Annotated in this window: 24 protein-coding genes; 16 read left to right on the forward strand and 8 right to left on the reverse strand. The window is 70.7% G+C overall.

Annotation, left to right across the window (positions count from 1 at the left end; translation table 11 throughout):
- Positions 1-781: 781 nt before the first annotated feature.
- Positions 782-1,801 (reverse strand): LacI family DNA-binding transcriptional regulator, encoded by a 1,020-nt coding sequence (locus FHR82_RS20045; protein ID WP_184811986.1) that lies wholly within the window; start codon positions 1,799-1,801, stop codon positions 782-784.
- A 228-nt stretch (positions 1,802-2,029) separates the two neighbouring features.
- On the opposite strand from FHR82_RS20045, the gene FHR82_RS20055 reads away from it, so the two are divergent.
- Together FHR82_RS20055 and ku are read left to right on the forward strand one after the other, a co-directional pair.
- Positions 2,030-2,383, forward strand: coding sequence for a hypothetical protein (locus FHR82_RS20055; protein ID WP_184811987.1), 354 nt, complete (start codon positions 2,030-2,032; stop codon positions 2,381-2,383).
- 60 nt (positions 2,384-2,443) lie between these two features.
- The gene (gene ku, locus FHR82_RS20060; RefSeq protein ID WP_184811988.1) at positions 2,444-3,319 is read left to right on the forward strand and encodes a non-homologous end joining protein Ku; all 876 of its coding nucleotides are present in this window, start codon (positions 2,444-2,446) and stop codon (positions 3,317-3,319) included.
- A 194-nt stretch (positions 3,320-3,513) separates the two neighbouring features.
- Here the strand turns inward: ku and FHR82_RS20065 are convergent, their stop codons facing one another.
- Together FHR82_RS20065 and FHR82_RS20070 are read right to left on the reverse strand one after the other, a co-directional pair.
- Positions 3,514-4,254 (reverse strand): RNA polymerase sigma factor SigF, encoded by a 741-nt coding sequence (locus tag FHR82_RS20065; protein WP_184812470.1) that lies wholly within the window; start codon positions 4,252-4,254, stop codon positions 3,514-3,516.
- 71 nt (positions 4,255-4,325) lie between these two features.
- On the reverse strand, positions 4,326-4,760 hold the full coding sequence (locus FHR82_RS20070; RefSeq protein ID WP_184811989.1) for an ATP-binding protein: 435 nt from the start codon (positions 4,758-4,760) through the stop codon (positions 4,326-4,328).
- 187 nt (positions 4,761-4,947) lie between these two features.
- Here FHR82_RS20070 and FHR82_RS20075 point away from each other — a divergent pair, with 187 nt between their 5' ends.
- The gene (locus FHR82_RS20075) at positions 4,948-5,238 is read left to right on the forward strand and encodes an iron-sulfur cluster biosynthesis family protein (RefSeq protein WP_184811990.1); all 291 of its coding nucleotides are present in this window, start codon (positions 4,948-4,950) and stop codon (positions 5,236-5,238) included.
- A gap of 23 nt (positions 5,239-5,261) precedes the next feature.
- Here FHR82_RS20075 and FHR82_RS20080 read toward each other — a convergent pair whose 3' ends face one another.
- Positions 5,262-5,591, reverse strand: a complete 330-nt coding sequence (locus FHR82_RS20080; RefSeq protein ID WP_184811991.1) for a plasmid stabilization protein — start codon at positions 5,589-5,591, stop codon at positions 5,262-5,264.
- A gap of 80 nt (positions 5,592-5,671) precedes the next feature.
- Here FHR82_RS20080 and FHR82_RS20085 point away from each other — a divergent pair, with 80 nt between their 5' ends.
- Positions 5,672-6,427: an isocitrate lyase/PEP mutase family protein gene (locus FHR82_RS20085; RefSeq protein WP_184811992.1), complete on the forward strand. Its 756-nt coding sequence runs from the start codon at positions 5,672-5,674 to the stop codon at positions 6,425-6,427.
- A 178-nt stretch (positions 6,428-6,605) separates the two neighbouring features.
- Here the strand turns inward: FHR82_RS20085 and FHR82_RS20090 are convergent, their stop codons facing one another.
- Entirely contained in the window at positions 6,606-7,973 is a 1,368-nt protein-coding gene (locus FHR82_RS20090; RefSeq protein ID WP_184811993.1) for a dicarboxylate/amino acid:cation symporter, read from the reverse strand.
- A 145-nt stretch (positions 7,974-8,118) separates the two neighbouring features.
- Between FHR82_RS20090 and FHR82_RS20095 the strand changes: the two genes are divergently transcribed.
- On the forward strand, positions 8,119-8,928 hold the full coding sequence (locus FHR82_RS20095; RefSeq protein ID WP_184811994.1) for an SDR family oxidoreductase: 810 nt from the start codon (positions 8,119-8,121) through the stop codon (positions 8,926-8,928).
- Positions 8,929-9,362: 434 nt separating this feature from the next.
- On the opposite strand, the gene FHR82_RS20100 is transcribed toward FHR82_RS20095, so the two are convergent.
- Complete coding sequence (locus tag FHR82_RS20100; protein WP_376706425.1) at positions 9,363-10,094, reverse strand: peptidylprolyl isomerase; 732 nt, start codon at positions 10,092-10,094, stop codon at positions 9,363-9,365.
- Positions 10,095-10,239: 145 nt separating this feature from the next.
- Between FHR82_RS20100 and FHR82_RS20105 the strand changes: the two genes are divergently transcribed.
- Positions 10,240-10,692, forward strand: coding sequence for a pyridoxamine 5'-phosphate oxidase family protein (locus tag FHR82_RS20105; RefSeq protein WP_184811995.1), 453 nt, complete (start codon positions 10,240-10,242; stop codon positions 10,690-10,692).
- Positions 10,693-10,748: 56 nt separating this feature from the next.
- Here FHR82_RS20105 and FHR82_RS20110 read toward each other — a convergent pair whose 3' ends face one another.
- Positions 10,749-10,955 (reverse strand): antitoxin, encoded by a 207-nt coding sequence (locus FHR82_RS20110; protein ID WP_376706426.1) that lies wholly within the window; start codon positions 10,953-10,955, stop codon positions 10,749-10,751.
- A 124-nt stretch (positions 10,956-11,079) separates the two neighbouring features.
- On the opposite strand from FHR82_RS20110, the gene FHR82_RS20115 reads away from it, so the two are divergent.
- The 4 genes from FHR82_RS20115 (at position 11,080) to FHR82_RS20130 (ending at position 13,653) form a co-directional block, all read left to right on the forward strand.
- Entirely contained in the window at positions 11,080-11,400 is a 321-nt protein-coding gene (locus FHR82_RS20115; protein WP_184811997.1) for an ArsR/SmtB family transcription factor, read from the forward strand.
- A complete protein-coding gene (locus tag FHR82_RS20120; RefSeq protein WP_184811998.1) occupies positions 11,390-11,866 on the forward strand; it encodes an SRPBCC family protein in 477 nt (158 codons plus the stop codon). Before FHR82_RS20115 ends, FHR82_RS20120 begins: the two co-directional genes overlap by 11 nt.
- Before the next feature lie 315 nt (positions 11,867-12,181).
- Positions 12,182-12,574: a GntR family transcriptional regulator gene (locus tag FHR82_RS20125; RefSeq protein WP_184811999.1), complete on the forward strand. Its 393-nt coding sequence runs from the start codon at positions 12,182-12,184 to the stop codon at positions 12,572-12,574.
- On the forward strand, positions 12,571-13,653 hold the full coding sequence (locus FHR82_RS20130) for a DUF1648 domain-containing protein (protein ID WP_184812000.1): 1,083 nt from the start codon (positions 12,571-12,573) through the stop codon (positions 13,651-13,653). The genes FHR82_RS20125 and FHR82_RS20130 overlap by 4 nt, the downstream gene beginning before the upstream one ends.
- Here the strand turns inward: FHR82_RS20130 and FHR82_RS20135 are convergent.
- Positions 13,650-14,816 carry a sensor histidine kinase gene (locus FHR82_RS20135; RefSeq protein WP_184812001.1) on the reverse strand — a complete coding sequence of 389 codons (1,167 nt, stop codon included), beginning with the start codon at positions 14,814-14,816 and terminating at the stop codon, positions 13,650-13,652. The two genes, FHR82_RS20130 and FHR82_RS20135, sit on opposite strands and share 4 nt — an antisense overlap.
- Positions 14,817-14,917: 101 nt before the next feature.
- Here FHR82_RS20135 and FHR82_RS20140 point away from each other — a divergent pair, with 101 nt between their 5' ends.
- From FHR82_RS20140 to FHR82_RS20165, 6 genes are all read left to right on the forward strand, one after another.
- On the forward strand, positions 14,918-15,655 hold the full coding sequence (locus FHR82_RS20140; RefSeq protein ID WP_184812472.1) for an ABC transporter ATP-binding protein: 738 nt from the start codon (positions 14,918-14,920) through the stop codon (positions 15,653-15,655).
- Positions 15,656-15,672: 17 nt separating this feature from the next.
- Positions 15,673-18,144 carry an ABC transporter permease gene (locus FHR82_RS20145; RefSeq protein ID WP_221464010.1) on the forward strand — a complete coding sequence of 824 codons (2,472 nt, stop codon included), beginning with the start codon at positions 15,673-15,675 and terminating at the stop codon, positions 18,142-18,144.
- Positions 18,145-18,228: 84 nt separating this feature from the next.
- A complete protein-coding gene (locus tag FHR82_RS20150) occupies positions 18,229-18,441 on the forward strand; it encodes a hypothetical protein (protein ID WP_184812003.1) in 213 nt (70 codons plus the stop codon).
- The gene (locus FHR82_RS20155) at positions 18,438-19,454 is read left to right on the forward strand and encodes an AAA family ATPase (protein ID WP_184812004.1); all 1,017 of its coding nucleotides are present in this window, start codon (positions 18,438-18,440) and stop codon (positions 19,452-19,454) included. The genes FHR82_RS20150 and FHR82_RS20155 overlap by 4 nt, the downstream gene beginning before the upstream one ends.
- Positions 19,451-20,347, forward strand: a complete 897-nt coding sequence (locus FHR82_RS20160; RefSeq protein WP_184812005.1) for a DUF58 domain-containing protein — start codon at positions 19,451-19,453, stop codon at positions 20,345-20,347. Before FHR82_RS20155 ends, FHR82_RS20160 begins: the two co-directional genes overlap by 4 nt.
- The gene (locus tag FHR82_RS20165; RefSeq protein WP_184812006.1) at positions 20,344-21,303 is read left to right on the forward strand and encodes a VWA domain-containing protein; all 960 of its coding nucleotides are present in this window, start codon (positions 20,344-20,346) and stop codon (positions 21,301-21,303) included. Before FHR82_RS20160 ends, FHR82_RS20165 begins: the two co-directional genes overlap by 4 nt.
- Positions 21,304-21,305: the final 2 nt, after the last annotated feature.

The raw sequence follows: 21,305 nt of genomic DNA on the forward strand, positions 1-21,305 counted from the left end.
AGCTGGCTCGGTGCGCGCTGGTCTCGGATGGGTGACGGCGGGGTTGCGTTCGAGCCGCTGAACCGGTCCATGCCCGGCTTCGGGACTTCACCCAGCTCGACGGGACTTGTCACTGCCACAGCCCGGACGCTTTCCAGCTCGCCCGGCGGCTAGCCGCGGTCTCGAACCGGAGGTGTCGAGTCAGTGGGGTCTTGGGTCAGCGCGATCACATCAGCGCAGGCCGAGGTCCGCACGACCGTGTGGGAGAGCCGAATCTGAGACCCCAACGGAGGGCGTCTCCCGACCCCAGCGGTTGCCGGGTCCTGTCAAGCCGACGGGTGATCGCCGTACCCGGGGTGGGGTGGTATGCCGTGAAAGGCGCGTTCGGGTCATCGCCGACGCTGTGAAAGGCGCGCGGTGAGGGCGCCCAGTGACCTGAAAGCGCCTTTCACAGCGTGGTCAACGCCGTGAAAGCGCCTTTCACGGCACAACGGGATGGCAGGCAGACCACCGAAAAGAGTCCCTGCCAAAGAACCCTGTTGCCAACCCGCGAGGCCATCCCGGAGAGACCTGCCCCTCCGGCGAGGAGCCGCCGGAGGCAAACCCGCCCGGCGAGGGACAAACCACGAACCCACCCCAGCCAACGCAAGTGGACACAGCAACTAGCCAGCGCCACCGACAACAAGCCCCAGCGCGCCCGGAGTTGTCCACAGTCCAACGAGTTGTCCACAGCCCGCCGCGACGAGCCGGGTTCTGTCGGTGCCTTCCGGTAGCGTGGTTCGAGGGGGCCGGAGGCCAAGCCTCACCCCAGCGCCGCCCGGGCGCGGGCCGGGGCCGCCGATGCGCGGACCACCAGTTCGGGCTCGAACAGCAGCTCCTCCATCGACACCTCGTTGCCCGCGATCAACGCCGCCAGCAGCTCGACCGCTGCCCGGCCCATGGCCTCGATCGGCTGGCGGACGGTGGTCAGCGGCGGGTCTGTGCACGTCATCAGCGCCGAGTCGTCGTAGCCGATCACCGACACGTCCTCCGGCGTGCTCAACCCCAGCCGCCGGACCGCGCGGATCACCCCCAGCGCGAGGGGGTCGCTCGCGCAGATCAGGCCCGTGATGCCGTTCTGCACCAACCGCGTCCCGACCGCCTGCCCGCCCTCGACCGAGAACATGGTGTGGCCGATCGTGTGCTCGTCGACCGTCAGCCCCACCCGGTCGGCGCACGCGCGGAACGCCGCCAGCTTCCGGCGCGACGGGATGTGGTCGCGCGGCCCCAGCACGATGCCGATCCGCTGGTGGCCGAGCGCGACCAGGTGCCCGAACGCCTGCTCGACCGCCACCGCGTCGTCGCACGACACGACCGGGTAATCAAGATCGATCGACGCGTTCACCAGGACCACCGGCAGCTTGCGCCGCACCAGCTCGTAGTGGTGCTCGTGGTTCGCGTCCTCCTCCGCGTGGCTGCCGCCCGCGAACACCACGCCGGACACCTGCTGCGCCAGCAACAGCTCGACGTAGTCCGGCTCGGACACGCCTCCGGTACAGGTGCACAGAACCGGCGTGAACCCCTGCTGTGCCAGCGCGCTGCCCACCACGTCCGCGAGCGCCGGGAAGATCGGGTTCTGCAACTCGGGCAGCACCAGCCCGACGAGCCGGGCCCGCTCACCGCGCAGCTGCGTCGGTCGCTCGTACCCGAGCACGTCCAGCGCGGTGAGCACCGCCTGCCGCGTCGACTCGGAGACGCCGGGCTTCCCGTTGAGCACCCGGCTCACGGTCGCCTCGCTGACACCGACCTTCTTGGCTACTTCGGAGAGACGTCGTTGCGCCATACTTGCAAGTCTACGACAGCGCTTGCAAAGGCTTGCGCTGGTTTGCGGAATGTCCGGTTCGGCTTGCGGCACAGCCTGTCGCCTCGCCGGGCGTCGACGACCTGCGGTGGACCGCCCCGGTGCGGCCGGGTGACACGCTGCGGGCGCGGGTGACCGTCGCCGAGGCCAGGGTGCTCGCCATGTCCGCCGTCAACTTCCCGCGGTGCCGGAGTGTCCTGTCCTGACCGCGTGGACGGGGATGGCACGATGCCGGGCGAGGAGGTGGTCGGAGTGGCCGAGCCCGTGTTGCCCGCCACGGTCGTGACCGCCCACCTCGCCACCTGCGCACGGGCCATCGCGGACGCCGAGCCGGCCGTCGCCGACCTGCCGGAGACCGCCGACCACCTCGTCGGTGCGCAGCGGGACATCTCCTCCGCGCTGACCCGGCTCGCGACCCGTCTCGCACGCGGTCCGCTGAGCGAGGACCGGGCCGCGCTCGTCGAGGTCCTGCGTGCCGCCGCGGCCGCTTCCGAGCACGCCGCAGACGCACTCGACGCAGGTGGACAACTGTTCGAATCAGTTGCGAATGAAACGCACTTTTAGCTGGTCAGAGCCACTTTTGCGGACTAGAATGGAGAGAGTCCGCGATTGGGAGGTTCGTCTATGCGAAGCGTCTGGAACGGCACGATCAGGTTGGGTCTCGCGAACATCCCGGTGAAGGCGTACGGGGCGACCGAGGAGCGGGGGACCGGCCTGCACCACGTGCACGTGACCGACGGCGGGCGGGTGCGGCACCGCAGGGTGTGCGAGGTCGACGGCGAAGAGGTGGACCTGTCGGAGCTGGCGCGGGGCTACGTGCTGCCGGGTGGCGAGACGGTGGTGCTGACCGACGACGACCTGTCCGGGCTGCCGTTGTCGACGTCGCGTGCCATGGACGTCCAGGCGTTCGCGCAGGTGGAGGAGATCGACCCGATCTACTTCGCGCGGACCTACCACCTGGAGCCCGACCCGGCCGGGGTGAAGGCGTACGTGCTGCTGGCCGAGGCGCTGCGCCGGTCCGGCCGGGTGGCGGTGGTCAAGATCGCGCTGCGGCAGCGGGAGAGCCTCGGTGTCGTGCGCGTTCGCGACCAGGTGCTGGTGCTCGAGACGATGCTGTGGCCGGAGGAGGTCCGCACGCCGGACTTCCCGTTCCTGTACCAGGACGTCGAAGTGAGCGAACGCGAGATCCGCGACGCGACGGAGCTGGTCGAGGGCCTGTCGGAGAAGTTCACGCCCGCCCACTACTCGGACGGCTACCGCGTCGCGTTGCGCGCGCTGGTGCAGTCCAAGATCGACGGCAACGAGATGGTCCAGCCGGCGGCCGAGACGCAGCGCGAGGGCGCGGCCGACCTGCTGAGCGCGCTGCGGACGACGCTGGCGGACAAGCGCATGCCGCGCCAGCGCGTCGAGGAGGCGCGGGCGGCGGAGGCGGCGGCCGAGAAGGCGAAGGAGACCGCCAGGAAGGCGGCCAGGAAGAGCCGCGAGACGACGAAGAGCTGACGTCAGGAGCGAGGGGCCCGTCCGGAGTTCGTCCGGGCGGGCCCTTCGCGCTTGGTGGGAGTGCCCGGCCCCGGCTCGGCAACCCTGTGGACAACCGGCCCCAGGCCGACCGGAATCGTCGGTGCTCAGCGGTAGTGTGAGAACCGGGGGTCCCCCTGACCGTACGAATGGACCGTTCGTACGGTCGAGAGGGACTACTTGCCGTCCGGATCCGCCAGCAGGCCCTGGCGCAGGTTCTCCAGGGTGCGCGTGAGCAGCCGGGACACGTGCATCTGCGAGATGCCGATGCGGTCGGCGATCTGGGTCTGCGTCATGTGCCGGAAGAAGCGCAGCGTCAGGATCTGCCGCTCCCGCTCCGGCAGCGACTCGATCAGCGGCCGCAGCGACTCGTAGTTCTCGACCCCCGCCAGCGCCTCGTCCTGCTGTCCGAGCGTGTCGCCCAGCGGGTCCGAGTCGGCGTCCGGCGACAGCGCCTCGTCCAGTGACATCGAGTGGTACGCGTTGCCGGCCTCGAGGCCCTCGTACACCTGCTCAGGCGTCAGGTCCAGGTGCCTGCCCAGCTCACTGGGGGTCGGCGCGCGACCCAGCCGCTGGGACAGCTCCGCGCTCGCCGCGTTGATGGCGAGGTTCAGCTCCTTCAACCGCCGCGGCACGTGCATCGACCAGCTCGCGTCGCGGAAGTGGCGGCGGACCTCGCCCATCACCGTCGGGACGGCGAACGACAGGAAATCCGTACCGCGATCGGGCTGGAAGCGGTCGACCGCGTTGATCAGACCCAGGGTCGCCACCTGCACGAGGTCCTCGCGGGGGACACCGCGGTTGGAGAACCGCGCGGCGATGTGCTCCGCGAGTGGCAGGTGACCGGTGACCAGTTTGTTCCGAAGCTCCGCGCGCCTGGGGTCGTCCTCCGGCAGCTCCGCCATCTCGGCGAACATCGGTGTCAGGTGTTCGTAGCCGGTGGCCGAACTGTCCTGGTCTCTGGCGGCGCGCGAACTCTGCGTCCCGGTCACCCGGGAAGCCCTTCCGTCCTGCGCTTGGCCAGCTCGATGTGGACCAGATGCGTGTCAGCCTGCGAGTTGGGGTCGTCAGGACCGTCGACCCACGTCGCGGTGTGGTCGGTGAGCGTCGTCAGCACCCGCCAGCCGAACGAGTCGCTGGACGGCTTCGCGTCGCTTGTGGACGGAACGGTCACGACGAACCTGATCTCGTCGACGCTCACCCTGAAAGCGCACGTCAGAGCCGCGTCGGGCGCGCCCTGCGTGATCAGCGTCGAACATGCCTCGTCCACCGCGAGACGCAGGTCTGCGATGGAGTCAAGGTCGAAGTCCGCACGCATCGCGATGCTCGCGGCCAGCGACCGGATGATCGGAAGGTTGGTGAGCACGGCGCCGATTCGCAGCTCGATCTCTTCTGGACTGCCGTCCTCGGTTCCCTCGAACATGTACCCGGAGTACCCACAATCTTGAGCAGAAACACAGGAGTTCGGGCCGCTTCATGACCGCGCGACAACACCGTATCGGGTCTTTCGGCCCTGCTCAACACACGCCTCCCACTACCCCGTTTGGCGCATGCGTGTTCCTCCGCATAACGTGGGAAGGGCAAGCCGTCGAAACGAGGGAGCCAAATACATGTTGGCGGTAACGGAAGCGGCTGCCGAGGCGATCAGTGCGCTGACCGCTCAGGGTGGCAAACAGGAAGGCGGACTCAGGTTCGCCATGCAGGCGAGTTCCGACTCGCAGGCCGCGCTCGCGCTCACCGTGGCGCCCGCGCCCGCCGATGGCGATCAGGTCGTCACGGCGAACGAGGGTGCGCACGTGTTCCTCGAGCCGGAAGCGGCCGACTATCTCACGGACAAGGTCCTCGACGTCCAGCCGGACGCCGACGGGCAGCTGAGTTTCGCTGTCCTCGAGCAGGCCTGACGTTCCACAAAGGACCGGGTGGCTCACCGGCCCAAGGCGTTCTGCAGTTCCTTCTTGGTCATGGAAGAACGACCCTTGATGTTCTTCTTCTTGGCCTCGTTGTAGAGCTGGTCCTTGGTCGGCCCACCCGGTCCTTTGCGGTTGCCGGACCGCTCGCCACCGCGCTTCTGCGGCGACTTGTCCTTCAGCGACGTCCTGCTCGCCGTCCGCGACTCACCGGACTGCGCGCGGTTCTTGTTCACCGTCCGCGCCGCGATCTCCTTGGCCCGGCCCTCACTGCGGCCCTGGTCCTTCTGGCCTTCCTTGATGTGCTCGTACTGACGTTCGCGCTTGTTGCTCCACGACTGCGGCATCGTCGACTCCTTTCAAGGCTGCTCACCTCGGTGTACCCACTTCGGCGGACGCCGAATCGTCCCGGCCCTACGGTGGGCCCATGACCCGCGCAGACGAGTTCCGTGCCCTCCACGACGACTTCCTCCTCCTGCCGAACGCGTGGGACGTCGCGTCCGCCGCCGCACTGGCCGGCGCGGGGTTCGCCGCGGTGGGCACCACGAGCCTCGGGGTGGCCGCCGGTGCCGGGCTGACCGACGGCGTGGCCCTGTCGCGGACCGAGACCGTGGCGCTCGCCACTCGTCTCGCCGGGCTCCCGGTGCCGGTGACGGTCGATGTCGAGGGCGGGTTCAGCGACGACCCCGGCGCCGTGCGTGACCTGGGACACGAGCTGGCCGCCATGGGCATCGCGGGTGTCAACCTCGAGGACGGCCGGGAGAACCGCGGGCTCGCCGACCCGGCGCACCACGCGCGGCTCGTCGCCGCGATGGGGGAGAGCGGGCTGTTCGTCAACGCCCGCACCGACACCCACTGGCTCGACATCGAGCGGGACAGCACGCTCGACCGGGTGCGCGCGTACGTCGACGCGGGCGCGGACGGGGTGTTCGTGCCGGGCGTGGTCGCCGACGCGGAGGTCGAGGCGCTCGTCGCCGCCGCGGGTGTGCCGGTGAACCTGTTGTTCCAGCCGGGCAGGCTGTCGATCGAGACCGTGCGCGCGCTCGGGGTGCGGCGGGTCAGCACCGGGTCGCTGCTGTTCCGCGCCGCGCTGGGTGCGGCGCTCGAGACCGCAGGAGCGGTACGCGACGGCGTACCGCTCCTGCGTGAGGTCCCCACTGTGCGACAGATCCAGGGACTGTAGAGGCGAAGACGGATTCGCGGAGCTTGCGGAGCGAACGTCGGACACAGTCGAACCCGCGTACAAGGCTTTGCGGGCCCTCTGCCTGTCCTCTCGGTCACTTCGCCAGGAACCGTGTGCTGCCAACAACATTGACAGCACACGGTCACCTGGGCAACGCCTCCCACAGCATGGGAATCCGTTAGGCGCCGACGGGCTCCTTGTCCTTCCTGGACTCCTCGGCCGGCGCGTCTGCGCTGTCCTCCGGGTCCTCGTCGATCAGCGGCAGATCGGTCGGCGCGTGCAGCGCGGTCTCGTCGAGGGTGCCGGTGCTCCGCGCCACCAGGATCGGCACGGTGATCTGGCCCGCGACGTTCGTGGCGGTGCGCATCATGTCGAGGACCGGGTTGATGGCGAACACGGTGGCGACACCGGTCGCGATCACCTCGGCGGGCAGGTTCACGGCCGCGAGCGTGAGGGTCAGCATGGTGAACCAGCCGGTGGTGCCCGCGGTGGCGAGCGACCCGAACACCGCGACCAGCACGATCAGCACGTAGTCGCCGAACGACAGCGCGATGCCGTTGAGGTTCGCGATGAAGATGGTGGTGGCGGCGGGGAACACGGCCGCGCAGCCGTCCATCTTCGTCGTCGTGCCGAGCGGTACCGCGAAGCTCGCGTACCCGCGCGGCACACCGAGGTTCACCGCGGCCTGCCGGGACAGGGGCAGGGTCGCGCCCGAGGACTGCGACACGAACGCGAACTGCAGCGCGGGCCACGACTTGCGGAAGAACGTCAGCGGGTTGATCTTGCCGACGAACCGCAGCAGGACCGGGTAGACCACGAAGAGCACGAGCGCGCTGCCGAGGTACACGGCGACGATCAGCGAGACCAGCGGTGCCCAGAACTCGTTGCCGTAGCTGGCGAACGCGTTGCCGAGCAGGCCGAGCACGCCGACCGGCGCGAGCCAGATGATCCAGCCCAGCACCTTCTGGATGATGTCGAACGCGGACTGGTTGAAGTTCACGAACACCGAAGCGCGGTCGCCGAGAGCGTACGCGGCGCCGCCGACGAGCAGCGCGATGAAGACGACCTGCAGGATGTTGCCCTCGCTGAACGCGCTGAACACGTTGGTGGGCACGATGCTCTGGATGAACGCCCACCAGTCACCCGGGTTGCGTTCCGCGATGTTCGCCACGGCGTCCTCGGACGGGGTGACCTGCACACCGCTGCCGATGTTGCCGATCGACGCGACGGCGATGCCGATGAGGACCGCGATCAGCGACGTGATCGCGAACCACAAGAGCGTGCGGCCGCCCAGCTGAGCCGCGGTGCGGGGGCCGCCGAGCCTGCGCAGGCTCGTGATGCCCACCACGATCGCGGTGAAGACCAGCGGGATCACCGTGAACTGGACGAGGCTGACGAAGATCTCGCCGATCCGCGACAGCGTGGTGGCGAGCCACGACACCTCGGCCTGCTTGGCGATGAAGCCGAGCAGGGCGCCGAGCACGAGCCCGGCGAGGACGGCCAAACCGAAGACCGTGTGCCGACGGCTTCGAGTGGATGTCGACATCTGTCACTCCCGATGACGTCAAGTAGTGGCCGGACCGGGCCACCAAGACGCATCCAACCCCACATTTCGTGAATTCCTTCCCGCTCCCACGATGTGGACCAGACCTTTTGACCTTGACTTAGCTGGAGGTCATAGCGTCCTGACCATGACGATCCTGGTGACCGGCGCGACCGGCAACGTCGGCAAGCACGTGGTGGCGGAACTGGTGGCGGCTGGCGAGCCCGTGCGGGCGGTGACTCGCACACCATCCCGGCTTCCCGCAGGGGTGCCCGTGGCAGAGGGCGGCATCACAGACGTGCCCGACATGCTGGACGGTGTCGACCGCGTGTTCCTGCTGTGGCCGTTCACCGACGCCGAGTCCGCACCGCCGGTGATCTCGGCGCTGGCGTCCCGCGTGTCGCACGTCGTGTTCCTGTCGGCACGCGGCGCGTCGGATGACTCGCCGCTGTTCCACGCACGCATCGAACGGCTGATTCGTGACAGCGGCGTCGACTGGACGTTCCTCCGGGCCGGCGGCTTCGCGACCAACACGCTGGAGTGGGCTGACCAGGTGCGCGCCGGGGTGGTGCGCTGGGTGTACGGCGGGGCGGGCCGGTCACTGATCCACGAACGGGACATCGCGGACGTGGCGGTCGCGGCGCTGACGTCGCCTGGTCACGTGGACGCCGCCTACGAGTTGACCGGCCCGGAGACGTTGACGCAGGCGGAGCAGGTGCGCGTGTTGGGGGCCGCGGTGGGGCGGGACGTGCGGTGGGAGGAGATGCCGCTGGCGGAGGCCAAGGCGGCGATGGCGGCGCGGGGGTGGGACGAGTACTTCCTCGAGCACGGGCTCCGGTACTGGGCGTCGCTGGTCGACCAGCCGGAGACGGTGACCGGGGTGGTGGAGGAGGTCACGGGGAAGCCTGCGCGCACGTTCGCCCAGTGGGCGACGGACCACGCCGCGGACTTCCGCTGACGGAGTCCCTGGCCGCGGCGGGTTGTGGTCGGGGTGTCGCGGGCCGTGGCTGGGGTGGTTTCGTGGGTAGTTCCGCTTCGGCGGCTTCGGTTGGCGGCCAGCGGTTCCCGGCTGGGGTGGCCTCCGGCCCCCGGATTCCAGCGTAGTCCGGGGGACCGACAGAACCCGCGTCGCCGCCGGGGTTGTGGACAACCGGCTATCCGTCGAGAACGGCACGGGAAGCTCGACCGTTCGCGTGGGTAGTGGGGCGGCCTCCGGCCCCCCGGAATCCAGCGTAGAACGGGGCACCGACAGCGAGACCCGCCGCGTGCGGAGTTGTCCACATCGCACCACGTTGTCCACAACCCCGCCCGCGCGGCCGATTTCTGTCGGTGCCCCGTGAAAGGCTGGTTACCGGGGGCCGGAGGCCGACCCCCGGTAGCTCCGGCCGTGACTCAGCAGCGGACCTTGACCTTCTTCAGGTCCGTCTTCAGCGCCGGCGCGCCATCCACCGGAGCCGGGTCCTCCGGGGTCGGCACCACGCCCGCGGCCGCGACCTTGTCCAGTGTCTCCAGGCCGTCCGCGCCGATCGTGCCGAAGATCGTGTAGTTCGGGCGCAGGTAGGCGTTGCCGTACACGAGGAAGAACTGGCTGCCGTTCGTGTCCGGGCCCGCGTTCGCCATCGCCAGGGTGCCGCGCGGGTAGATCTTCCGTTCGCCCGTCGGGTCGTTCGGGGCCGGGGCCAGGTCGACCGGGAGTTCGTCCTTGTACCGGTAGCCAGGCCCGCCCTCGCCGGTGCCGCTCGGGTCGCCGCACTGCAGGACCTCGAGCGTCGGGTAGGTCGTCAGCCGGTGGCACGTCGTCCGGTCGTAGAAGCGCCACTTCGCCAGGTGCACGAAACTCTGCACCGTGCACGGCGCCGCCGCACGGTTCAGCGTCAGCGGCAGCTTGCCCTGGTTCGTGTGCACATCAACCTTGACCTTGCCGCGGTCCGGCGTGTGTGCGGGATCGCGCGGCAGCGGCACCGGCCGGGCAGACGGCTCGTCGGGGGTCACCGTGTACTGGCACGGGCCGTGGGTGGACCCGTCTCCGGTCGCGGTGGTCGCGGCGCCGGTCGGGGCCGTCACCACCAGGCTCGCGGCGGCGATCAGCAGGGCGCCTGCCGCGATCGTGAACTTCCTGACCACTGGTCCTCCTCTTCGCAGGGGCGAGGAAGTCTAGGCCGCCGCGCACATCGGGCACCAGGGTTCGCGTGCGCGCCGCTCGTTGGCAGGCGCGGCTCGTGGTCGGCGAGCGCACCCGTGGGGCCTGAAAGTGGTTATGCTGCAACGGATGACCACCGGAGCAGACATCGTGCGCGCTGTCCTCGACGGCAACTCGTTCATGACCATGGCCACCGCGGACGCCGACGGGGTGCCGTGGGCGACGCCCGTGTGGTTCGCGACCGAGGACTACCGGTCGCTGTACTGGGTTTCCGCGCCCGACACCAGGCACTCGCACAACATCGCCGTGCGACCCGAGGTCTCGGTGGTCGTGTACGACTCGACGCAGCGGCCGGGCGACGTGATGGCGGTGTATATGACGGGCACCGCGGGCCTGGCTCTCGATGTCGGGGAGGGGATCGGCATCTTCTCCCGCGTCTCCGTGCGGGAGGGGATCGGCGCCTGGGGGATCGAGCGGGTGACCGGTGACGCCCGGCTGCGGCTGTACCGCGCATCCGTTGCGGAGCACTACATCCTCGACCCCGACGCGACCATCGACACGCGGTTGGCGGTCACGCTCTAGCGTTCGACGCGAAACTGGGGCCGACCATCGCGGTCGGCCCCAGTCGGCGGCGTGGGTCAGTGCGTGCCCCGGTGCGGTGGCTTGCCCGTGTAGCCGTGGACCTTGCGCACCGCGTTGTCGATCTGGTGGTGGTACTTGCCCTTGGTCCTCTTGTCGACGAACTGAGCTGCCTTCGCCGCCATCCTGTTCACCTTGTCCGGATTGCGGCGGACATAGGTGCGCGCCGCGGCGGCGGTCCCGGCCAGTGCGGTCAATCTCCTCATGAGTGGCATGGCACGTCCTTTCCGTCGTCACGTACCCGGTCAACGGAGTACCCACCCCGCGTAGTTCCCCAAACATGTCGGAAGTTGTTGACATGTCGGAGATTTCCGACATATCTTGGGTGTCGTGCTTGACGATCGACTGTTCACCGCCATGGCCAACCCGGTGCGGCGGCGGTTGCTGGAACTGTTGCGCGACGGCTCGCTGACCGCCGGTGCGCTGGCCGCCCAGTTCGACCTGTCTCGCCCCGCGGTTTCCGAACATCTGCAGGTGCTGCGGCGCGCGGAGCTCGTGCGCGAGGAGGTGCGCGGCCGGGAGCGCCACTACCACCTCACGGCCGAACCGCTCGCCGCGGTGAGCGACTGGCTGCACCCGTTCGAGCGCTTCTGGCGTGACCGCATGCGCACGCTGTCCAAGATCATGGAGGAAGAACCCGATGACGGATGAAAGCTCGCTCCGCAAGCTCCGCTCGGAAGAAGGCTCGCTCCGCAAGCTCCGCTCGGAAACAATTCACGTCGACCAGTTCCTGGCCCAGCCGCCCGCGAAGGTGTGGCGGATGCTGACCGAGCCCGACCGGCTGGCCCGCTGGTGGGCGGCGGGCGACATCCGGCCGGAGGTGGGTCACCGCTTCACCCTCGACATGGGTTCGTGGGGCATGCGGCCGTGCACGGTGACCGAGGTGGAGCCCGAACGCCTGCTGAGCTACACGTTCGGCGAGGGCGACGTGGACTGGACGATCTCGTGGCGCCTCGTCGCGGAGGGCGCGGGGACGCGGCTTTTCCTGGAGCACGGCGGGTTCGACCTCGACGACCCCCGGCACCAGCACGCGTTCACGAACATGGGGCGCGGGTGGGCCGGGTCTGTGTTGCCGAAGCTGGCGCGGGAGCTGGAGGAGGAAGTCGCCGCGTCCTGACCTGAGTTTCTGGCGTGGTTTGTCCTCGCCGGACGGGCCTCCTCGCCGCCGGAGGGGCAGGTCTCTGGGATGGCAGGCAGCCTCGAGCGCGCGTGGGGGCTCACGCCCCCACGCGCGCGCCTTTCAGGGCATCATCGGTGGCCGAAGGACCCGGCAAACGCCGACATCGGCAGCCTCAGTCCGCGTCGTCGCGTGAAGACGCGTTCCCGCTTTTCCGAAGGTCACCACGACCTCATCCCCTGCGGAGCCACCCCGGTCATCTGATCTCCTATCTCCATTTGTTCTATTAGTTGTATATCAGATAGAGTGGCTAGCGTGAACCTCACGTTGGACCTCCAGTCCGAGGTGCCGATCTACCAGCAGATCCGCGACAGCGTCGTGGACCAGATCGCCCGCGGGCACGCGAAGCGCGGTGACCCGCTGCCGTCCACGCGGCAGCTGGCGGCCGACTTCGGCATCAACTTCCACACCGTCACCAAGGCCTACGACCTGCTCAAGCGGGAAGGGATCATCCGCATCAACCGCAAGAGCGGGGCGGTGGTCCACAAGCACCCCGGCATCGAGCCCGCCGACGAGATGTTCGTCCACGCGTGGCGGGACCGGCTGCGGGTGCTGCTCGCCGAGGCGACGGTCCAGGGCGTCAACCGCCAGGACGTGCTCGTGCACTGCGCGGAACTGCTCGACCTGTTCGAGGGGGATGAGGAATGACCGCAGTACTGCTCGTCGCCGCCGTCACCGCGTTCGCCGTGTTGTTGCCCGGGCTTGCCCGGCCCACGCTGCCGTTCGGGGTCCGGATCACGCACGACCGCGTCGCCGACCCGGCCGTCATCCACCAGAAGGCGATCTACCTTCGGCTGCTGCTCGTGGCGGGACTGCTCGCCGCGGCAGGGGTGGTGCTCATCGGCGGGGGGCTGGTGTGGCCGTCGGTGCTCGCCGCCGTCGACTTCGCGATCTACCTGCGTGCCCACCACGCCGTGCGCAGGGCCAAGCGGAAATGGGGGCCTGGCAAGCGGGAAGGCGTCACCGTCGACACCTCGTTCCGCACCGACCCCGTCCGCCTGCCCTGGCCACACCTCGTGCCCGCGGCGGTGGTCGTCGCCGCGACCGTCGTCGCCGGGCTCGTTCGGTACGGCAGCCTGCCCGCCGACCTGGTGCGGTTCACCGGGTTCGGCGTCGACCCGGACGGGACCGAGCCGGTCACGCTGGCGCGCGCGTTCGAACCCGTCCTGATCCAGCTCGGCGTCGTCGTGCTCGTGCCGGTCGTCGCCCTCGTTGTCCTGCGGGCCCGTCCCGACCTCGACGCGGCCCGTCCGCGCGGCTCGGCCCGCCGCTACCGCGTGTACCTGCGTGGCGTGGCGACCATGACGTTCTGGGTCGCCGGCGCGCTCACCCTCGGTCTCGCCGTGTCGGCGGCGCAGGTCTGGCACCTGCTACCGGCGAACACCGGCTGGCGCGTCGCGACCTACGTGCCGCTCGCCGCGATGGTCGTGGTGCTCGTCGTGTGGGACCGGCGTGTCGGGTCCGCGGGGCACCGGCTGCCGCCGGAGCCCGGCGAGGAGGACGAGGAATCCCCTGTGGTGCAACGGGATGACGACGACCACTGGTACCTCGGCGGCCTCGTGTACGTGAACCGCCAGGACCCGGCCGCGTTCGTGCACGCGCGCATCGGGCACAGCTGGACGATGAACCTCGCCAACCCCGTCACCTGGCTCGTGCTCGGGGCGGTGCTGCTGCTCCTGGCAGGGGCGCTCACCGGAGTCGTGCCGGAGCGGGAAAGCCTCTTCTAGGAACCGCGCGGGAGCGTCACCCGCAGGGTGGTCGGCCCGCCGGCGGGACTGTCGAGCGCCATCGTCCCGTCGAACGCGGTCACCCGCCGCCGGATGCCGACGAGGCCGGTGCCGTCCTCCTCGTCGGCGCCGCCGTGCCCGTCGTCCCACACCTCCAGCACGAGCTCGGCCGGGCCCGACAGCCGCACCTCGCAGCGGGTGGCGCCGCTGTGCTTGGCGACGTTCGTCAGGGCCTCCGCGACCACGAAGTACGCCGCCGACTCGACCGCGGCCGGGGCACGCGGCAAGTCGTCCACCGACAGCGAGCACGGCACCCCGCAGTTCGCGATCAGGCCGGCGACGGCCCCGTCGAGCCCGCGTTCGCTCAGCACCGGCGGGTAGATGCTGCGGACCACCCCGCGCAACCCGGCCAGCGCGTCACTCGTCGCGTCCTGCGCCTTCAGCACCAGCGGCAACGCGCTCGCCGGGTCGCGCCGCAGCGCCCGCTCCACGATCCCCAGGTGCATGGCGACCGCCACCAGCTTGTTCTGCGTCCCGTCGTGCAGGTCCCGCTCGATGCGCCGAAGCTCCGCACCGTGCGCCTCCAGCGCCGCGGCACGCGACTGGGTCAGCTCGGCGACCCGCATCGCGAGCCGGGCACCCGGCGGCGGCGACAACAAGGCCCGCGACCACCGCGACTGCAGCCGCGCGAGCCCCGGCGTGACCCACAGCGACAGCAGCGCGTACCCGAGCGCGACCAACGGCATGAACGCCGCGCCGGTCCACGACGTCACCGGGTACGGCGATGTCACCGGCTCGTCCTCCGGCACCACCCACCAGTAGAGCGGCACGACTACGGCGTTGAGGGCCGACAAGGGCAGCGCGACGCCGAGCAGACCGGTGACCGAACCGGTGAGACCGTGCACGAGGAGCCACGCGAGGTCGCTCCGCGCGTCCCACAGCCGCTCCGGCGGCGCGGGCTCCGGGATCGGCGCGCCCGTGAACTCCGCGACCCGCACCCGTTCGCGGTGCGCCCACTCGTACAGCCAGCGCAGCGCCGTGTGCCGGACCACCGCCAGCAGCACGAGCATCACCGGCAGCAGGAACAGCGACACCAAGCCTGTGACGGCGCCCACGAGCAGGTACCGCGCCGCCACCAGGACCGCCGCGACCCGTTTCCGCATGTCACAAGCATGGGGTATAGCCAGCTGTACCGTGAATCCGGTACCTGGCTTCATCGTGCGCGGGCCCCGGAATTCATAGGTTCTACCGCGTGTCCGAAACCATGATCTCCGAGGCGACCGCGGTACGGCTCGCCGATGTGTCCAAAGTGTACGGTCGGGGGGGCGCGGCGGTGACCGCGCTCGACCAGGTCAGCATCACGCTGGCCCGCGGGAGCTTCACCGCGGTGATGGGCCCGTCCGGGTCCGGCAAGAGCACCTTCCTCCACTGCGCCGCCGGACTCGACCGGCCGACGTCGGGCAACGTGTGGCTGGGAAGCACCGACCTGTCGAGTCTCAAGGAGACCGCGCTCACCGCGCTGCGCCGCGAACGCGTCGGGTTCGTCTTCCAGGCCTACAACCTGCTGCCCGCGTTGACGGTCGAGCAGAACATCACGCTCCCGCTGCGCCTGTCCGGCCGCGCGGTCGAGCGGGACTGGCTGCGCGAGGTCGTCGCGAACGTGGGGCTCGGTGACCGGCTCACGCACCTGCCGTCCGAGCTGTCCGGCGGTCAGCAGCAGCGGGTGGCGATCGCCCGCGCGCTGGTCACCCGGCCGGACGTGATGTTCGCCGACGAGCCGACCGGCGCGCTCGACACCCGCACCGGCAAGCAGGTGCTCGGCCTGCTGCGGACGGTCGTGACCCGGTTCGGGCAGACCGTGCTGATGGTGACCCACGACCCGGTGGCCGCGTCCTACGCGGACCGCGTGGTGTTCCTCGCCGACGGCCGCCTCGCCGACGAGCTGTACCAGCCGTCGCCCGAGGTCGTCGCCGAGCGCATGACGCGACTGGGGGAGTGGTGATGGACCACTCTGTGGCGATGGGCTCCGCCGTAGCCACCATCCGGCACCGGAAAGGCCCGTTCATCGGGGTGTTAATCGCGGTGCTGGCCGCCTCGGCGCTGCTGACCGGGCTCGGGGTGCTGTTCGAGTCTGGGCTGCGGTCGGGAGTGCCGCCGCAGCGGTACGCGGGTGCGCCCGTCGTCGTCGGTGCGCCGCAGGCGATCCCCGTCGTCGAGGACATCGACCAGCCCTACAGCGAACGCGTCCCGCTGCCGGTGGAGACGCTCGAGAAGGTCGCCGCGGTGCCCGGGGTGGCGAAGGCGGTCGGCGACCTCACCGTGCCGGTCACCATCGGCGGCGTGCCCGCGGGGGCGCACGGCTGGAGTTCGGCCGAGCTGGCGCCGTTCTCGTTGCGGGACGGGGACAAGCCGCGCACGGACGGTGTCGTGCTGGACAGCGCGCTGGCCGCGCGGACAGGCTCGGGTGTCGGCGACGAGGTCGAGATCGCGCTCGGCGCCGTGCCGAGGACGTTCACCGTCACCGGCGTCACCGAGCAGGCCTTCGGCCGCGAGGCCGCGTTGTTCTTCACCGACGCGCAGGCCGGCGAGCTGTTCGGGCGGCCAGAGCAGGTCGACGCCGTCGGCGTGCTCACCGAGCCGGGTGTCGACGCGGACGAGCTGGCCGAGCGGATCGGCGTCGCCGTGCCGGGGGTCGACACGTTCACCGGCGACGAGCGCGGGGACGTCGAGTTCCTGGACGTCGGGCAGGTCCGGACGCAGCTGATGGTGCTGTCGCTGTCGTTCGCGGGCACCGCGATGATGATCGCGATGATGGTGGTGGCGAGCACGCTCGCGCTGTCCGTCCAGCAGCGGCGCAGGGAGTTCGCCCTGCTGCGGGCGGTCGCGGCCACGCCGCGCCAGGTGCACCGCATGGTCGGCGCCGAGATCCTGCTGGTCGCGGGCATCGCGGCGGTGCTCGGCGCGCTGCCCGGCTACGCGCTGGCCTACGGGCTGCGGTCCGCGTTCGCGAGCGCGGGCATGCTGCCCGCCGACTTCGGGCTGGCGATCGGCCCGGCGCCCGCCGCCGCCGCGATCGCGTTGTGCCTGGGCACCGCGCGGGTCGCGGGCTGGGTCGCGGCCCGGCGCGTGGCGAGGATCCAGCCCGTCGAGGCGCTGCGGGAGTCGGCGGTCGACGCGAAACCGGTCGGGCGGGCCAGGGTGCTGTCGGGGGTGGTGGCGCTCGCGTTGGGGACGGGCGCGGCCGCACTGCCGGTGTTCCTGCCAGGGGAGACCGCGGTGGCGGGCGCGGCGAGTTCCGCGCTGCTGATGGTGCTGGGGATCGCGCTCCTGGGGCCGAAGCTCGTGGCGGTGGCGATCCGGCTGGTCGGCGGGCCGCTGCGGGCCGCGTCACCGGTCGGCGGGTACCTCGCGGTGGCGAACGTGACCGCCAGCGCGCGGCGGCTCGCCGTCGCGGTGACACCGCTCGTGCTGGCGGTGACGCTGGCGTCGGTGCAGATCTTCGCGGGGTCCACTGTGGATGCCGAGGCGACGGACCAGGCGGACCGGGGTGTGGTGGCGGACTTCGTGGTGACCGCGCCGTCCGGGCTCGCGCCGTCGGTGACCGACGAGGTGCGTGCCGCGGGCGGGGTCGAGGTGGTGACGCCGGTGGTGCGCAGCCAGGTGTTCGTGAAACACCTGACGGCGGGTCAGTGGGCGACCACGCCGTACGCGGCGCAGGGCGTCGACCCGGCCGGTCTCGCGCGGACCCTCGACCTCGTGCCGCGCGAAGGTGACATGAACGCGTTGCGGGACAACACGGTCGCACTGTCCACGATGGCCGCCGAGACCGTCGGGGTCGGCGTCGGTGACGAGATCGAGGTGTACCTCGGCGACGGTGTGGTCACGCACCCGAAGGTCGTCGCGACCTACCAGCGCGGCCTCGGCTTCGGTGACCTGACGCTGCCGCACGACGTGCTGATCGCGCACACCACGAGCAGGCTCGACCAGTCGATCCTCGTTTCCGCTACCGATTCCGCCGCGGCCGGGCGGTCGCTGGCCGAGATCCCGGGGGTCGTTGTGGCCGACCGGCAGGCACTCGCCGCGGCGGGGCAGGCCGAACGGGACGCGAACTCGTGGGTGAACCTGATCGCGTTGTTCGTGATCCTCGGCTACGTCGCGATCGCCGTGGTGAACACGCTGGTGATGGCGACCGCCGCGCGGTCGCGGGAGTTCGCGCTGCTGCGGCTCGTCGGCACCGGCAAGCGGCAGGTGCGGCGCATGACGCTGATCGAGTCGCTGGTCGTCATCGCGGTCGCGGTGGTGGTCGGGTCGCTGGCCGCGGTCCCGCCGCTGGTGGGGCTCGCCATCGGGATGACCGGGTCGCCGATCCCCGCGATAACACCGCTCGCCTACCTGGGCATCGTCGGTGTCACCGCGTTGCTGGGGCTGTTCGCGATCGGCGTGCCGACGAGGCTCGCGTTGCGTGCCCGGCCGATCACGGCGATCGCCTGATTTCACACGTTCTTTGCTTATCACCCCTTTCGGTCCGGCTTGTTGGGATTGATCCCGTAGCCCGACGCGAAAGGGGTCCATCAGATGAGGGTCAGGACACTGGCAGGGGTCGCGGTCGCCGGAGTGGCGGCCGCGGCCGCCGTCGTCGGCGGGGTCGCGGTCGCGACCGCCGACGACAACGAGCCGATCGTGCGGATCGTGCAGGAGGCGCAGCCCGGGGAAACCGCGCAGCAGCAGCCGGACGAGGACTGTCCGGAGAAGAACGGTGAGGCCGCCCCGCAGGAGTCCGGGCTGTGACGGCCGCCCCGGCGCAACTCCTCGAGCAGACGCTGTTCGAGGTCAAGCGGACGATCGTCGGGCAGGACCGGCTCGTCGAGCGGCTCGTGGTCGCGCTGCTCGCGGACGGCCACTGCCTGCTCGAGGGCGTGCCCGGGGTGGCGAAGACGCTGGCCGCCCGCACACTGGCGACGGTGGCGGGCGGCAGCTTCTCCCGCATCCAGTTCACGCCCGACCTCGTGCCGTCCGACATCGTCGGCACGCGGATCTACCGGCCGTCGCGGGAGAACTTCGATGTGGAGCTCGGCCCGGTGATGGCGAACGTCGTGGTCGCCGACGAGATCAACCGGGCACCTGCGCGGGTGCAGTCGGCACTGCTGGAGGCCATGGCGGAGCGGCAGGTGTCCATCGGGGACCGCAGCCACCCGGTGCCGTCGCCGTTCCTGGTGCTGGCGACGCAGAACCCGATCGAGTCCGAGGGCGTGTACGCGCTGCCGGAAGCGCAGCGCGACCGGTTCCTGATGAAGATCGTCGTGGACTACCCGTCGGACAACGAGGAACTCGCGATCCTGTACCGGATGGGGGTGCGGCAGCCGGAGGCCCGGCCCGTGCTGAACCCCTCGGTGCTGCTCGCCTTGCAGGACAAGGCACGCGAGGTCCACGTGCACCACGCGCTGGCGGAGTACGTGGTGGCGCTGGTGTTCGCGACCCGTGACCCGGTGCGTTTCGGGTTGCCGGACATCGCCGATGCCCTCCAGTTCGGTGCCTCCCCGCGTGCGACGCTCGGACTGGTCGCCGCGGCGCGGGCACTCGCCCTGTTGCGCGGGCGGGAGTACGTGCTGCCCGGCGACATCCAGGAGCTGGTCGTCGACGTGCTCGCGCACCGGCTGGTGCTGTCGTTCGACGCGCTTGCCGAGAACGTCTCGGCGGAAGCCTTGGTGCAGCGGGTGTTGGCCGCGGTTCCGGTGCCGGTGATCGCGCCTCTGCAAGCGTCTGAGCGGAGCTTGCGGAGCGAACATCAGGGTGTCGCATGAAGGACCTGGTGCAGGAGCAGCGGTTGCGGCGACTCGAGCTGACCGTGACGCGTCGGCTCGACGGTTTGCTGCGCGGCCAGTACGCGGGGCTGCTGCCGGGCGCCGGGACCGAGATCGCGGGCAGCCGCGAGTACCGGCCCGGCGAGGACGAGGTGCGGCGCATGGACTGGGCGGTGACCGCCCGGACCGACACACCCCATGTGCGGGAGACCATCGCCGAGCGGGAGCTGACCGTGTGGGTGCTGGTCGATGCCACGCCCAGCATGGACTTCGGCACCGCGGACGTGGAGAAACGCGAGCTGGCGGTGGCCGCGGTGGCGGCGGTCGGGTTCCTGACCGCCGGTGCGGGCAACCGGCTGGGCGCGGAGATGATGCTCCCGTCCGGGATCCGGCGCTACCCGGCCAGGACCGGGCGCGCGCATCTGCACGGCCTGCTGCGGACGTTGCTCGCGGTCCCGCGCGGTGCGCCGGGAACGACGGTGTCGCTTTCGGACTCACTGAACGGGCTGCACCGCGCGTTGCGGCGGCGCGGGCTGGTCGTGGTGGTGTCGGACTTCCTCGACGACCCGAAGGCGTGGGAACCGGCGCTGCGGTTGCTCGCGTTGCGGCAGCAGGTGATCGCGATCGAGGTGACCGATCCCCGGGAGCTGTCGCTGCCGAACGTGGGTGTGCTGACCGTCATCGACCCGGAGACCGGGCGGCGCCGGGACGTGCCCACCGCCAGCAGGAAGGTGCGGGCCAGGTTCGCGGCGGCGGCCGCCGCCCAGCGCGACGCCGTGCGTACCGCGATCCGGCGCGCGGGTGCCGCCCACCTGCCGTTGCGCACCGACCGCGACTGGGTCGCCGACATCGTCCGCCACGTCCACATGCAGCGGAGGTTGGCCCGGCTATGACTTTCCTCGCCTCCGGGCGGCTCTGGCTGTTGGCCGGGGTGGTCGCCCTCGTGGTCCTCTACGCCGTCCTGCAGGTGCGGCGGAGCAGGTTCGCGGTGCGGTTCACCAACCTGCCGCTGCTGGAGAAGGTCGCGCCCACCCGGCCCGGCTGGCGCCGTCACCTGCCCGCGTCCCTGTTCGTGATCATGCTGGGGTTGCTGGTGGTCGGCTTCGCGCAACCGGCGGCGGCCGTGCAGGTCCCGCGCGAGCGGGCGACGGTGATCATCGCGGTGGACGTGTCGCCCTCCATGGGGGCGGACGACGTGCCGCCCGACCGGCTCGCCGCGGCGCGGACCGCCGCGCACGACTTCGTGGACCTCCTGCCCGGGCAGTTCAACGTCGGGCTCGTCGCGTTCGCCGGGACCGCACAGGTCGTGGTCGCGCCGGTGACCGACCGGGACGCGCTGCGGTCGGGCATCGACCGGCTCACCACCGGCACGGTCGCCCAGCCGGGGACCGCGATCGGTGACGCGATCGCCGCGTCGTTGCAGGCCGTGCGCACCGTGGACCCGACCGCCGCCGCGGAACCGCCGCCCGCCCGGGTGGTCGTGCTGTCCGACGGCGCCAACACCCAGGGCACCGACCCGGGTGTCGCTGCGGCGGAGGCGGCCGCCGCCGAGGTGCCCGTCGACACGATCTCCGTCGGCACCGAGGGCGGCGCCATCTCCCAGAACGGCAGGGACATGGCGGTCCCCGTCGACGGCGCGACGCTGCGGGACGTGGCGGAGCGGACCGGTGGTTCGTACCACGAGGCCGCGACGACGAACGAGCTGCGGGACGTGTACGCCGACATCGGCAGCTCCGTCGGCTTCCGCACCGAACAGCAGGACGTGTCGTACCGCTTCATCGGGCTGGGCCTCCTGTTCGGCCTCGCCACCGCGGGCACCTCCCTGCTCTGGTTCTCGAGACTCCCGTAGGA

The sequence above is a fragment of the Actinophytocola algeriensis genome, assembly GCF_014203735.1.
In the GTDB taxonomy this organism is placed as follows: Bacteria; Actinomycetota; Actinomycetes; order Mycobacteriales; family Pseudonocardiaceae; genus Actinophytocola; species Actinophytocola algeriensis.